At 52.2% G+C, this 12,467-nt stretch carries 15 protein-coding genes; 4 read left to right on the top strand and 11 right to left on the bottom strand.

Annotated features, from left to right (window positions below; all coding sequences use genetic code 11):
* Window positions 1-8 precede the first annotated feature (8 nt).
* The gene (locus H3L98_RS10205; RefSeq protein WP_051532039.1) at window positions 9-578 is read left to right on the top strand and encodes a hypothetical protein; all 570 of its coding nucleotides are present in this window, start codon (window positions 9-11) and stop codon (window positions 576-578) included.
* Window positions 579-682: 104 nt separating this feature from the next.
* Here H3L98_RS10205 and H3L98_RS10200 read toward each other — a convergent pair whose 3' ends face one another.
* From H3L98_RS10200 to ybeY, 7 genes are all read right to left on the bottom strand, one after another.
* Window positions 683-1,159: a DUF4303 domain-containing protein gene (locus H3L98_RS10200; protein WP_051532038.1), complete on the bottom strand. Its 477-nt coding sequence runs from the start codon at window positions 1,157-1,159 to the stop codon at window positions 683-685.
* A 105-nt stretch (window positions 1,160-1,264) separates the two neighbouring features.
* Window positions 1,265-1,744: a hypothetical protein gene (locus tag H3L98_RS10195; protein WP_027021939.1), complete on the bottom strand. Its 480-nt coding sequence runs from the start codon at window positions 1,742-1,744 to the stop codon at window positions 1,265-1,267.
* Window positions 1,745-1,770: 26 nt separating this feature from the next.
* The gene (locus H3L98_RS10190; protein ID WP_156932256.1) at window positions 1,771-2,352 is read right to left on the bottom strand and encodes a hypothetical protein; all 582 of its coding nucleotides are present in this window, start codon (window positions 2,350-2,352) and stop codon (window positions 1,771-1,773) included.
* Window positions 2,353-2,383: 31 nt separating this feature from the next.
* On the bottom strand, window positions 2,384-2,863 hold the full coding sequence (locus H3L98_RS10185; RefSeq protein WP_027021937.1) for a hypothetical protein: 480 nt from the start codon (window positions 2,861-2,863) through the stop codon (window positions 2,384-2,386).
* Window positions 2,864-2,881: 18 nt separating this feature from the next.
* The gene (locus H3L98_RS10180; protein ID WP_027021936.1) at window positions 2,882-3,370 is read right to left on the bottom strand and encodes a hypothetical protein; all 489 of its coding nucleotides are present in this window, start codon (window positions 3,368-3,370) and stop codon (window positions 2,882-2,884) included.
* A 42-nt stretch (window positions 3,371-3,412) separates the two neighbouring features.
* A complete protein-coding gene (locus tag H3L98_RS10175; RefSeq protein WP_027021935.1) occupies window positions 3,413-4,249 on the bottom strand; it encodes an HlyC/CorC family transporter in 837 nt (278 codons plus the stop codon).
* A gap of 116 nt (window positions 4,250-4,365) precedes the next feature.
* Window positions 4,366-4,884 carry an rRNA maturation RNase YbeY gene (gene ybeY / locus H3L98_RS10170; protein ID WP_034333185.1) on the bottom strand — a complete coding sequence of 173 codons (519 nt, stop codon included), beginning with the start codon at window positions 4,882-4,884 and terminating at the stop codon, window positions 4,366-4,368.
* Window positions 4,885-4,975: 91 nt separating this feature from the next.
* Between ybeY and trmB the strand changes: the two genes are divergently transcribed.
* Genes trmB through galE form a run of 3 tightly spaced genes read left to right on the top strand, consistent with a single transcriptional unit; the run spans window position 4,976 to window position 8,084 of the window.
* Window positions 4,976-5,689 (top strand): tRNA (guanosine(46)-N7)-methyltransferase TrmB, encoded by a 714-nt coding sequence (gene trmB / locus H3L98_RS10165; RefSeq protein ID WP_027021933.1) that lies wholly within the window; start codon window positions 4,976-4,978, stop codon window positions 5,687-5,689.
* A 41-nt stretch (window positions 5,690-5,730) separates the two neighbouring features.
* Complete coding sequence (gene mltA / locus H3L98_RS10160) at window positions 5,731-7,038, top strand: murein transglycosylase A (RefSeq protein WP_027021932.1); 1,308 nt, start codon at window positions 5,731-5,733, stop codon at window positions 7,036-7,038.
* Window positions 7,039-7,067: 29 nt separating this feature from the next.
* Complete coding sequence (gene galE / locus H3L98_RS10155; RefSeq protein ID WP_027021931.1) at window positions 7,068-8,084, top strand: UDP-glucose 4-epimerase GalE; 1,017 nt, start codon at window positions 7,068-7,070, stop codon at window positions 8,082-8,084.
* A gap of 228 nt (window positions 8,085-8,312) precedes the next feature.
* On the opposite strand, the gene H3L98_RS10150 is transcribed toward galE, so the two are convergent.
* Genes H3L98_RS10150 through nusB form a run of 4 tightly spaced genes read right to left on the bottom strand, consistent with a single transcriptional unit; the run spans window position 8,313 to window position 12,442 of the window.
* Entirely contained in the window at window positions 8,313-9,731 is a 1,419-nt protein-coding gene (locus tag H3L98_RS10150; protein WP_027021930.1) for a leucyl aminopeptidase, read from the bottom strand.
* Between the two features lie 54 nt (window positions 9,732-9,785).
* Entirely contained in the window at window positions 9,786-11,324 is a 1,539-nt protein-coding gene (locus H3L98_RS10145; protein ID WP_027021929.1) for a DUF4178 domain-containing protein, read from the bottom strand.
* A complete protein-coding gene (pdxH, locus tag H3L98_RS10140; protein WP_027021928.1) occupies window positions 11,321-11,956 on the bottom strand; it encodes a pyridoxamine 5'-phosphate oxidase in 636 nt (211 codons plus the stop codon). The genes H3L98_RS10145 and pdxH overlap by 4 nt, the downstream gene beginning before the upstream one ends.
* A gap of 45 nt (window positions 11,957-12,001) precedes the next feature.
* Window positions 12,002-12,442 carry a transcription antitermination factor NusB gene (gene nusB / locus H3L98_RS10135; RefSeq protein WP_027021927.1) on the bottom strand — a complete coding sequence of 147 codons (441 nt, stop codon included), beginning with the start codon at window positions 12,440-12,442 and terminating at the stop codon, window positions 12,002-12,004.
* Window positions 12,443-12,467 lie beyond the last annotated feature (25 nt).

The raw sequence follows: 12,467 nt of genomic DNA, 5'->3' as shown, positions 1-12,467 counted from the left end.
ATAAAACCATGAATATCAGCCAATTTTTTAGCGATGCGGGACAGGTGTTGCGCCTGCGTTTCCGCGAAGCGGGCGAATACCATTACCCGCTGCCGCTGTGTTTGGCGGTGCTGGCAGCGGTGGGCGCGGTACAAACCCCTGCTGCTGTCCCTTTCTTTGGCAGCGGACACGCCACGTTAGCGTTTATTATGCTGTTGTCGCTGCTGCGTTGTGTGTTGCTGGCGCGGACGATGTCGGCGGTGCTGGCGTATTTTGGCGGAACGCGCCTGCCGCTGTTTGGTTACAGCGTCCTGACCGAAGCATTGATTCTACCCATTGTGCTGGTGTTTTATTTGCCACAAACTGCGCCTGTGTGGGTGTTTTGGTTGTCGTGGATATTTTGGGTGCAGTGCATTGGTTTTTACCACATCGGTAAACAAGGCGCAGGCAAGGTTTTATTGGGCTATTTGGCGTATTTTGTTGTGGCTATGATAGCGGGTTCGCTGTTGTTGTCGCTGTTTATCATGGCAGGCTGGTTTGATTTGGCGGTATTAGAGGAAAATATGAAGATAATCAATACCCCAAAACCCAAGCTTTAACAGCAAAGTATAGGTAGGTTGGGTTAGGCAAAGCCGTAACCCAACTTTTTCAAATAAAATAAAAATGTCGGATTTGTGCTGCGCTTCAACCCAACCTATCTATACTATAATTGTTCCAAAACCACATCAGGGCTTTCATCGTGGTCTAAACTGAATGCAATAAAATCCGCTGTTTTCGGGATGGCGTGATAAGTGGGCGTTTGGGTAAACGCAGCCAAACAATCAGCAAAAAAATCATTCAGTTCTTTTAAAAAAGCCTGTAATCTCTCATCATTATCATCATGCAGGAATCGCTTGAGTTCTGCTTCAATTTCTTGTTCCCAAACATATAATGTATCAAAACAGGCGTATGCCCAATCGCCTGAGTGGTATTTTAGCAGTAGCTGTTGTTCAGCTTGGTGGTACGTTTCGGGATCATGTGTTTGATAATCTTGCAAAGTTTCAGCAAATGCCTGTTCAGTATTAAAAGACAGATTAATCTCGCCATATGCCATATTTAAATCATAGCAGAAGGCATAAAAGCTTAAATCGGGGGTGTTGTTGCAAAAATTGTGCCACTGCTTTTTCGGTAAAGGCGACAATTTGTTGTTTGACTTGCGCTGGATGGGGTAAATTCATCTTTTTTCCTAGAGTAATCAATATGCATGCCATTGTAACGCATACGCAATTAAATGGGGAAGCAAGGTTCAACCCACCCTGACCAAATCTGCTACAGGAAGCAATTTTTGTTTTAAATCATATTTTTTGCCCTGATGGATTAAGGTGTGGCGGATTTCGGCATAAGCCACATGGCGGCAGTTTTGCGCATAAAACAAAGTGACGGTATAACTGCCGCCGCGACTAAATAGCTGATATTTTGAGAAATCAGGGTCGCTGCGCGAATTGGGGTAATCCAAGGCAAAAGCCCTGTCGCGCAAAGAAAAACGGTAACGGTTGCTGCCAAGGGCGCGCACACGCACAGGACGGTATTTGCTGTGCAAGGGTTTTACTCTCCAGCCGTTTCGCGTGATGATAATGTCGCTGACGGGAAAAAACGGCGCATCGGGGGCACTGAGAATCAGCCACTGGTGTTGGCGTGTGGCAAAATCAATGTTGCGCCAATGGCAAGATTGCGCCGCTGCTGTAACGGGCAGCAGCCACAGGATAAAGCCATATTTTTTCAACATTATTCACTCCCTAGGTCTGTTGGTATTTATCTTAAACGGAATGTTTTTAATAAATAATGATAAACATCTGTATCTGAAGCAATATGCTTTTGAAGCAATTGTTTTAAATCAGCGTTGTCGTTGTCGTATTGGGTCAGATACAGTTTGTTTAACTCATTAACGGTGTGGGCAAGCACCAACCGATTGTGGCGGGGGTCTGCTGCCAATTGCTGTAACAGACGGTATTGGGTATTCAAATAATCGGGACAATGCTGTGTTTGAGTGGTGTCGTCAGCTATGTGAACAGACCAATGTTGCTGCAAAGCAAGGGTGGGTTCGGATAGCGGTACAGTATTCAGTAACGACAATACTTTTTTGGCAAAATCTTCGCGCCATGTGTTGAATTGTTTGCGGGAATAGTTTTGTATTTTGACAAAGCGAATATTCTTTATTGTGGGCGCGGTATTTGGGGGCGAGTAATCCCGAATAGCAGGGGTGGCAGTATGGGCGGATTGGGGTGCAGTATCGCCGCATATTGGCGAACGGTGAAAACCGCTGTGTAAAACCACTTCGGCGTATGTGCTTGGACACATCAGCAGCAGACACAAGCCAAATATGTGAAATCGCATATTATATTCCTTTGTATCACAAAATATATGATTACATCATCTTCATCAGTTCGTTATCGGATTGCAGGCGTGTGAAAAATCCTTGTATATCATAAGGAATATAGTGTTTGTCGCCCATGTGTCGGCGGTTTTCTGTGGTGGCATCGCGCAAGGTTTGCAGCAGCAGTTTGGCGCGGTCGCGGCAAGCCAAATCATCTGCTATTTTGGGGGGAATAATGGGGCGCAGCGGGGAGGTGGCAGCGGGCGCATCCGCTAAAAACGCTTGGGCTTGGGTAAGCAGCCATTGCTGAACGGTTTGCATATTGGCTGGTGGCGAATATTCGGGATGAACGCTGATGACGGTTTCGGTTTCGTGTATTTGGTATCGTTTTAAATCGGGATTGCCCGTTTCGGTATAAGTGCGTTGATGGCAGGCAGGTGTAAATCCGCCCGTTATCACCACTTTGGCGGGTGCGGATAAGGGCAATAAAAACAGTGCAATCAATAAGGACGGGTATTTTATAGCAGACATGGATTGACCCCTTTCTTGCTATTGCAATATTTTAATTAATTCGTCATCGGATTGTAAGTGTGTAAACCATCCTTGAATATCATAAGGGATATAATGTTTGTCGTCCATGTGTCGGCGGTTTTCGGCAGCGGCATCGTGCAAGGTTTGCAGCAGCAGTTTGGCACGGTCGCGGCAGGCTAAATCATCTGCCATTTTGGGGGGAATAATGGGGCGCAGCGGGGAGATGGCAGCAGGGGCATCCGCTAACAACGCTTGGGCTTGGGTAAGCAGCCATTGTTTTACCGTTTGGCTAAACGGCTGTGGCGGCTGGTTGTCAAAACTTAATGCGGTGGCATGTTCGGTTTTGCCTACCACTACGGTGCGGATGAGTGAGGGATTGCCTGTTTCGGAATAAAACCTGTTGTGGCAGTTGGCGGGATAAAAGCCGTTAATCAGTAAAACTTCTGCTGGAGCTGTGCTGCAAACTACCCAACTGAAAAGCAGTAGGGTGTATCGGGCAGATGGCATGGTTTGATACCCTTTTGGTGTTGATGAAAGAGATGATTGTTTTTAATTGTCTGAATCGCTTTGTGCTTGGTCGTCTTTGGTGCGGGTTGCCATCAGGGTGTGCAAACGGCGGTTGTCGGCGCGGGCTACGGTAAACAGCAAATCGCCCAACTGTACTTTTTCGCCACGCACGGGCAGGTGTCCCAATTGCTGAATCACCAGTCCGCCGATGGTATCGGCTTCTTCGTTGCTGAACTGTGTGCCGAAAAATGCGTTGATGTCGCTGATTTCGGTAGCGGCGTGGATGCGCCAGCGTTCGGACGACACGGGAAAAATATGGTCGGCGCTGTCGTCTTCGTCAAACTCGTCTTCAATTTTGCCAACAATCTGTTCAATCAAATCTTCAAAGGTAACCAAACCCGATACGCCGCCGTATTCGTCCACCACCACTGCCATGTGGTGTCGTCCGCTTTGAAAGTCTTTGAGCAGGGCAACCAGCGATTTGCCTTCGGGAACAAACACGGCGGGGCGCAACACGCTTTCCAAACGGAAGGCTTCGGGATTAAGCGTGTATTTAAGCAGGTCTTTGGCGTGCAAAATGCCTAAAACGTGGTCTTTGTCGTCTGCGATGACGGGAAAGCGCGAATGGGCGGTTTCGGCAACATAGGCGATGATGCGCTCGATGCTGTCGGTGGTTTTGACAACGTCCATTTGGGCGCGGGTCATCATGGCATCGCGCACGGCGAGTTGTTCAAATGCCAGCAGCGATTCGATGTGTTTGAGGGTGTCGCCGCCGAGCAGTTCGGGCGATTGGCGCAGCAGTTGCAGCAGTTGCGGGCGGGTGTGCGGGGCAAAGCGGCGTGCCAGCCATTGTTTGAGGGCGTGGAAGGGGTTGTTCATCTTGTTCCTTTTTGTGGTTTGAAACCCTGTTATTTACGGCGGTAAAATCCGCTTGTGTTCGGGCGGGGCGTTATTCCGTCTGAATCAGGGCAACACATAGAACCATACTTTATGTGTTAGCTGTGTGTGGAAACGTAGGGATTGGCAAAGCCCAATTGTGCCATGGTACGGATTTCAAGGGCTTCCATGATTTCGGCGTCGCTGTCGTTTAAGTGGTCGTAACCGAGCAGGTGCAGTGCGCCGTGTATGGCAAGATGGGCGAAATGGGCGGTTGGGGTTTTGCCTTGTTCGGCGGCTTCGCGCAGCACCACTTGCGGGCAGATAATCAAATCGCCTTGCAAGGTATTGGTGTGGTCGTAACCACTTTCAAAACTCAAAACATTGGTGGCGTAATCTTTGCCACGGTAGTCGCGGTTGTAGCTGCGGGCTTGCTCTTCGTCAAACAGCATCAGGCTGATGTGGACGCGGCGGCAATGGGGTTTGAGTGCCTGCCACAACCAGCGGTAAAAATCGGCTTCGGGGGGGACCGCAAGGCTGCTGCGGTTGTCAAAATACAGGATGAAGCGTTGGCGCAAAATGCGGGAAAAGGGAAAATCACGGCTGCGTTTGCGGGCGCGGGGGTGGAATCGGGGCATGATGATGCGGGGAAAAAACGGGGATTGTTACAAATATTCGGGCAATCGTCTATAATCGCCGCCGTTTTTCCATTTTTATGCCGATAAAATCATGAAGTCTGACACACCTGCCGAACATCTGTCCGTTTCCGAACCCGAACACCGCCGCAGCATCAAATCGTTTGTGTTGCGCCAAGGGCATATGACTGCGGCGCAACAACGCGCCATTGATGAAAACTGGGCGCGTTTGGGCTTGGATTACCGCGCGGAAGCGGTGGATTTAAACCGCGTGTTCGGGCGTGATGCGCCCAAGGTGTTGGAAATTGGTTTTGGTATGGGTACGGCAACGGCTGAAATCGCCCGCCGTTTGCCCGATTATGATTTTTTGGCGGCAGACGTGCATGGTCCGGGGGTGGGCAATTTGTGCAAGTTGTTGGCAGAGCAGGATTTGCACAATGTGCGGGTAATGCGCCACGATGCGGTGGAAATTGTGGAAAATATGTTGTCCGACAACAGCCTGCGCGGGATTCATATTTTTTTCCCCGACCCGTGGCACAAAAAACGCCACCACAAACGCCGTTTGATTCAAACGCCTTTTGTTGCCAAGCTGTTGCCCAAGCTGCACAGTGGCGGCTATATTCATTTGGCAACGGATTGGGAAGAATATGCGTTGCAAATGCTGGAAGTGTTGAGCGGTTTTGCCGAGCTGAAGAATACGGCGGCGGATTTTGCGCCCGTGCCTGCTTACCGTCCCGAAACCAAGTTTGAGGCGCGGGGCAAGCGTTTGGGGCACGGGGTGTGGGATTTGGTGTTTGCTAAGTTGTAATATATTGTATTTTAAGAAATAGATAAGTAGTGGTTTTCGGTATGAATCAAAAATCTTTGTGGCGTTATGCCTGCTGGGGTGTGGCGGCAGCGGTGTTATCGGGCTGTTTTTGGGGAGGGGGTATTAGTCGTCCCGATACGGGTGGCGGAACGGTTGCGCCGCCTGTGGGTACAGCACCGCCTGAAGGCTTTGTGCGTCAGGGCGCGGGCGGGGCGACTTTCCGTGTGGTGTCTTACCAACACTTGCCCGAATGGCACAGCCAGCCTTTTGCCGCTTCTTTAGACGCATTCCGCAAAAGCTGCATGAAGCTGGCATCACGCGCCGAATGGGCGGGGGTGTGCCGTCAGGCAGCCGCTACGCCACCTGACCACCGTGCCGCCAAAGCCTTTTTTGAACGCTACTTTACTGCGTGGCAGGTAAGTCAGGGCGGTAAGACACAGGGCTTGTTTACAGGCTATTACGAACCTGTACTCGGTGGCGATGTGCGCCCGACTGCGCGTTCGCGTTTCCCGATTTACGGCGTGCCTGCCGATTTTGTATCCGTGCCGCTGCCGCCGTCTTTAAAAGGCAGCCGCGCCACCGTGCGCGTTAATCCCACCGCGCCCAATACAGGCGCAATTATGGCAAACGGTGCTTATACGGCGGATTTGTCTAAATTTTCGCCCGTTACCAACACCACCCATCTAAAAGGACGTTTTGAAGGCAACCGCTTTGTTCCCTACTTTACCCGCCACCAAATCAACGGCGGCGCATTAGACGGACGTGCGCCGATTTTGGGCTATGCAGACGACCCTGTAGAACTGTTTTTTCTGCATATTCAAGGTTCGGGGCGTGTGCGTACCCCCAACGGACGTTTTTTGCGTTTGGGCTATGCCGATAAAAACGCCCATTCCTATGTTTCCATTGGCAAATACATGGCAGACCGCGGTTATTTGCCGTTGTCGCAAACGTCCATGCAAAACATCAAATCGTGGTTGGCTGCCAATCCCGGCCGTTTGGCGGAAGTATTGGGACAAAATCCCAGCTATGTCTTTTTCCGCCCCTTGGAAGGCGCACCGCACGAAGGACCGATTGGCGCATTGGGCGTGCCTTTGAGCGGTGGTTTTTCGGGCGCGGTGGACCGTCAGTTTATTACCTTGGGCGCACCGATTTTTATTGCCACCACTCACCCTGATACCCGTCAAGGTTTAAACCGCCTGATTGTGGCGCAGGACACAGGCGGCGCGATTAAAGGTGCGGTGCGTGTGGATTTTTTTTGGGGCTATGGCGATGCGGCAGGACAAACCGCAGGCAAAATGAAATACCCCGGTTATGTGTGGCAGCTGCTGCCCAACGGCGTAATGCCTTAATATCCAATTAAAAAATAAGGAATCCAAGCATGAATATTTTGGTAACGGGCGGTTGCGGTTTTATTGGCGCACACACGGTTGTTGAACTGCTGGCGGCGGGGCACACCCCGATTATTCTCGATAATTTGGTCAATTCGTCTGCCAAGGTTTTGCAACGCATTGCCCGCATCAGCGGGCACACGCCCGTGTTTTATCAGGGCGACATCCGCGACCGCGCCTTATTGCAGCGCGTGTTTGCCGAACACAAAATTGACAGCGTGATGCATTTTGCCGCCTTAAAAGCCGTGGGCGAAAGTGTGCAGAAACCTTTAGCGTATTACGACAATAATGTAGGCGGAAGCCTGATTTTATTGGAAGAAATGGAAAAAGCGGGGGTGCGTAGCATAGTCTTCAGTTCGTCTGCCACCGTGTATGGCGACCCGCAGCGCGTGCCCATCAGCGAAAACGACCCCACAGGCGCAACCACCAATCCTTACGGCACGTCCAAGCACATGGTGGAGCGTGTGTTGCAGGATTTGGCGGCGGCAGATGCGCGTTGGAGCGTGATTTTGTTGCGCTATTTCAATCCTGTTGGCGCACACGAAAGCGGACAAATCGGCGAAATGCCCAATGGTATTCCCAATAATCTGTTGCCCTATGTGTGCCAAGTGGCGGCAGGCAAACTGGCGCAGTTGTCGGTATTCGGCAGCGACTATCCCACGCCCGACGGCACGGGGGTGCGCGATTATATTCATGTGGTGGATTTGGCGCAGGGGCATGTGGCGGCTTTGGAACGCAAAGGCAGCACAGCGGGCGTACATATTTATAATTTGGGAACGGGGCGCGGTTATTCGGTGTTGGAGATTGTGCGGGCGTTTGAAGCGGCATCGGGGCAAACTGTGCCTTATGCCTTGCAGCCGCGCCGTGCAGGGGATATTGCCGTGTGTTATGCTGACCCCGCCAAAGCCGCTGCCGAAATCGGTTGGCAGGCGCAACGCGGTTTGGACGAAATGATGCGCGATGCGTGGCATTGGCAGAGTGGCAATCCGAACGGATATGAAGATTAAGGGATAATTTTTTCTTGCCATAAACTTATTCCCTCCCCCGCGAAAGTGGGGGAGGGCTAGGGTGGGGGATATTGTTGATATAACTAAACACTTTACCCCCACCCCGACCCTCCCCCGTTTGGACGGGGGAGGGAGTAATGTGCAGGGTATTCAAACATTGTTGGCGAAAAAACAAAAGCGCAAGCATGGATTGTATCCTGCTTGCGCTTTCTTAATGGTACAAAAGGCTTATTGTGCCGCTGCTTGGCGCAGATACTGCATCAGCAGCGGTACGGGACGACCTGTCGCGCCTTTGTCTTTGCCTGATTTCCATGCAGTGCCTGCGATGTCCAAATGCGCCCACGGGTAGTTTTGGGCGAAATGGGCAAGGAAAGTGGCGGCGGTAATCGTGCCTGCGGGACGTCCGCCAATGTTTTGCAAATCGGCAAAATTGGATTTAAGCTGTTCTTTGTATTCGTCAAACAGCGGCAATTGCCATGCTTTGTCGTCGGTTTCGCGGGCAGCGGCGAGTAGGGCATCTGCCAAATCTTGATTGTTGGCGGTTAAGCCGCTGGCAACGTGTCCCAAAGCGATAATGCACGCGCCTGTCAGGGTGGCGGCGTCAATCACGGCGCGGGGGTTGAAGCGTTCTACAAAAGTCAGCGCATCGCACAGCACCAAACGTCCTTCGGCATCGGTGTTCAGGTTTTCTACGGTGGTGCCGTTCATGGTTTTCACAATGTCACCCGGTTTGGACGCGCCGCCATCAGGCATGTTTTCGCAAGTGGCAATCACGGCTTTCAGGTTAATCGGCAGCTTGGCTTTAACGGCGGCAACAAATGCACCAATCATGCCGGCTGCGCCACACATATCGTATTTCATTTCGTCCATGCCTTCACCGGGTTTCAACGAAATACCACCACTGTCAAAGGTCAAACCCTTACCCACCAGCACAATTGGGGCTTGTTCGGGGTCTGCTGCGCCCTGATAGCTTAATTCCAACAGCTTGGGTTCTTGTACGCTGCCTTTTGCCACGCCCCAAAACGAGGGCATGTGTTCGCGGATAAAGTCGCCGCCGTAAATTTTGGCTTGTGCGCCACATTTTTCGGCTTCGGCTGCGCCTGTTTCCGCCAAATAAGTGGGTGTGCAGACATTAGACGGGGCATTACCCAAATCTTTGCACAGGTTTACGCCGTACAACAGGGCTTGGGCATCGGCAAGTGCCTGTTCCAAAATCTGACCGTGTTCGCCGTGAACGAACTCAAGCTGTTCCAGCGCGGCGGGTGTGGCAGTGGATTTAAAACGGTCAAAACGATAAACGGCTTCGCCCACAGCGGCAACCAGCGCAGCGGCAAGGCGAGGGGCGTTGATGTGGCAGAAAATATTGGCTTCTACCGAAACGGTGTTTTGTTTTTGCGCCCACGCAGCGGCTTCGCGCGCGCCTTTGTTTAAGGTGGCGGTTTGCACGTCTGCCAAACGCAGCACGGCACGCGCCTGCAATGCGCCGTCAGTGGGGATTTGGGCGGCGGTAAAGGTTTCGCCTTCGCCCAAACTTGCCAACAGCAAACGGTCAATTTCATCGGTGGCTTGGTCTTGTGTGCCTACGGTGCAGACAAACAAACGGGCGGCGTGGGGCAGGGCGCTGTGTGCAGATACGCTCAATTGCATGGTTTTACTCCAAATGTGTTTACAGAAAGGGGCTTTTGAAAATCAATTACGGGTTTAATCATCATCATTATCATCATCGCCCGCAAATAATACTTTAAAAACAATGTAGCTGATCATACCGCTGATAAACAGTGCGTTAATGTCTTCGTGTACCAGAATAATCGTCCACCATGCGGGGATATTGATAATGAGATAAGCAGCCCAAAAAACTTGGCGCAGCTTGTTGCTGACGGCAGGTGTACGGGAAGATTGGGGCGTGGTTTTTTTGTGCGGCGACAGCTTAAACGCAGGGGCGATTTCCTGATTAAAATCAACGGGCGTGCTGCGACTCCATGCCAGTTCGTTGCGGCTTTGTTCGGCGCACAGCTTGCCTTTGCCGTCTGAATAATCGCTGTAATGGCTGACATCGCCCGCGCGGATGTGCCAGTAAAACGCACCTGCGGCATAGCTGACCCGTCCGCCGTAGTGGTAAAGCAAACGGCTGCCCTGCGGTTTGCCGTGCGTGTCCAAACGGGGGAAATGGGCTAGGGTTTCCGAGACAAACCAACCGTCTTCAGGTGTTTCCACCAGCCAGATAAAGCCTTTTTCGGGCGAATGCAGCAGGTATTCCCGCCACCAGCCCACAGGCGTGGCGCGGGTAGCTTTGCCGTCTATCAGGGCGAGTGCGTCGTTGCTTTCCAGCTCTTCATAACGCACCGCGCCGACAACGGTAACGGCAGTACCGCGCCAAGTGCCTTGCAGACCAATCGGCAGGGTAAGTGCCTGCTGTTGGGCGTGGCGCAGGGTGTTGGCGGCAATCAGTTCGGCTTTGCCCGAATCCACCGCCAATTCGCTGTTACAGGCGGGACAAATCAGGGCTTGCGTTAAACCGTGAGGCCAACGCACGGGCGAACCGCAGTTGGGGCAGCGGTCGCTGCTGCGTTCGCCTTTTAATTTGCCTGCGGCTTGGCGGATTTGGTGGTTGTCGCGGGTGTGGGTGAGTGCCAAGCTGTTTAAATCCACCACCACGCCCAAAAACGCCAAGGGGGGATTTTGGCTGTAATCCAATGTGAGAAAGTGGTTTTCGCAACGCCAATCTGCCACGCGGTTATGCCATTGGGCGGGCAGGGCAAAAGGCAGTTCGCCCTGTGCGGCGGCGTTAGACAGGGTAATGTCGCGCACATCGGCAGCAATAAAGGTTTTGCTGTAATGTACTTGTGTTACGCCTGCGCGTATGTCTTGGAATTCGGGATAAGTGTCGGGGGGTGCGGCGGCGCGTACCAGTACATACAAATCGCCCGCTTCACTTAACCAGCCGTGGCTGCCGTCTGCAAAACGGACATACCATTCGCTCCACACGCCCGCATCGTAACGCGCCTGAATACGCCCGATTAACACAAAATCCAGCGTGCCAAAATGCCCTTGCGTGCCGATTTGCAGCGGGCTAGCGTCTTCAATCAGCGCAGAATCGCGCCCCGTGTCGTTTAACGCGCCGTTTTCCAGCACCAGCATGCTGTTGCAATAGCCGCAAACCACGGTAACGGCGGTGGGCGAAGCCACATCCACCGGCGCACCACAAGAAGGGCAATCGGTATGAAAGAAAGTTTGGCTCATGGTGCTAAACGCTCTTTCTGCCAACTGCCGTCGTCGTTCAGGCGGTAGCGTATGCGGTCGTGCAGGCGGCTGGGGCGTCCCTGCCAAAATTCCACTAGGTCAGGTATCACGCGGTAACCGCCCCAATGCGGTGGGCGCGGTACGTTTAAGGCATATTGCGCCGCAAATTTCGCTGCCCGCGCCAACAACACGCTTTTGCCTTCAATCACGCTGCTTTGCTCGCTTGCCCAAGCACCGATGCGGCTGGTGTGCGGGCGTGAAGCAAAATAGGCATCTGATTCGGCGGCGGGTAGGCGTTCCACCCTGCCTTGCACGCGCACCTGCCGTTCTAATTCCGCCCAAAAAAAGGTTAACGCTGCTTGCGGCGTGTGCGCCAACGCCCTGCCTTTTGCGCTTAAATAATTGCTGAAAAACACAAACCCGCGTTCATCGGCTTCTTTTAACAGCACCATACGCGCTTCAGGTAAACCATCGGGCGACACTGTGGCAAGGTTCATGGCGGTGGCTTCGTTTGCCTGCGCCGACACCGCTTCATCCAACCAGCGGGCAAACTGCGTCATCGGATGGTCGGCACACTGGCTGCGGCTGAGGCTTTGTTTGCTGTATTCGGCGCGGATGTCGTGCAGGTTCATGGCGGTTTTCCTTATGGGTTAAACAAAGCAGACAAAACGTCAGGTTTATGGGGCGCGTTTGATTTCGTGGGGGCGTAGCGATACTGCCAATTTGTCCAAAATCCCATTCACAAAACGGTGGCTGTCCGTTCCGCCAAAGGTTTTGGTGACTTCAATCGCTTCGTTGATAATCACGGGATAGGGGGTTTGTGGCATTTCTTTCAGCTCGTAAACTGCCATCAGCAAAACGCTTTTTTCAATCGGATTGACGGTTTTTAAATCGCGTTCGATTAAAGGCGCAAGTAGATTGTCGTAATCGGCGCGGTTTTGGTGTGCGCCAAAAAAAATCTGCGTAAACAAATCGGCATCGGCTTGGACAAAATCGCGGCTGGCGCGGATATTGGCGGCGATTTCGGGCGCGGGCGTGTGGTTGATGGCAGACTGATACAGTGCCTGTACCACAAATTCGCGCGAACGGCGGCGGCGCGGGGTTTTGGTTTTATTCATTTTTTAATATTTAATTTCGGATAGG

It is taken from the genome of Conchiformibius steedae, from assembly GCF_014054725.1.
Classification (GTDB): Bacteria; Pseudomonadota; Gammaproteobacteria; order Burkholderiales; family Neisseriaceae; genus Conchiformibius; species Conchiformibius steedae.
The sequence above is the reverse complement of the archived record's forward strand: the minus strand, read 5'-3'. Positions and strand labels throughout refer to the sequence as shown.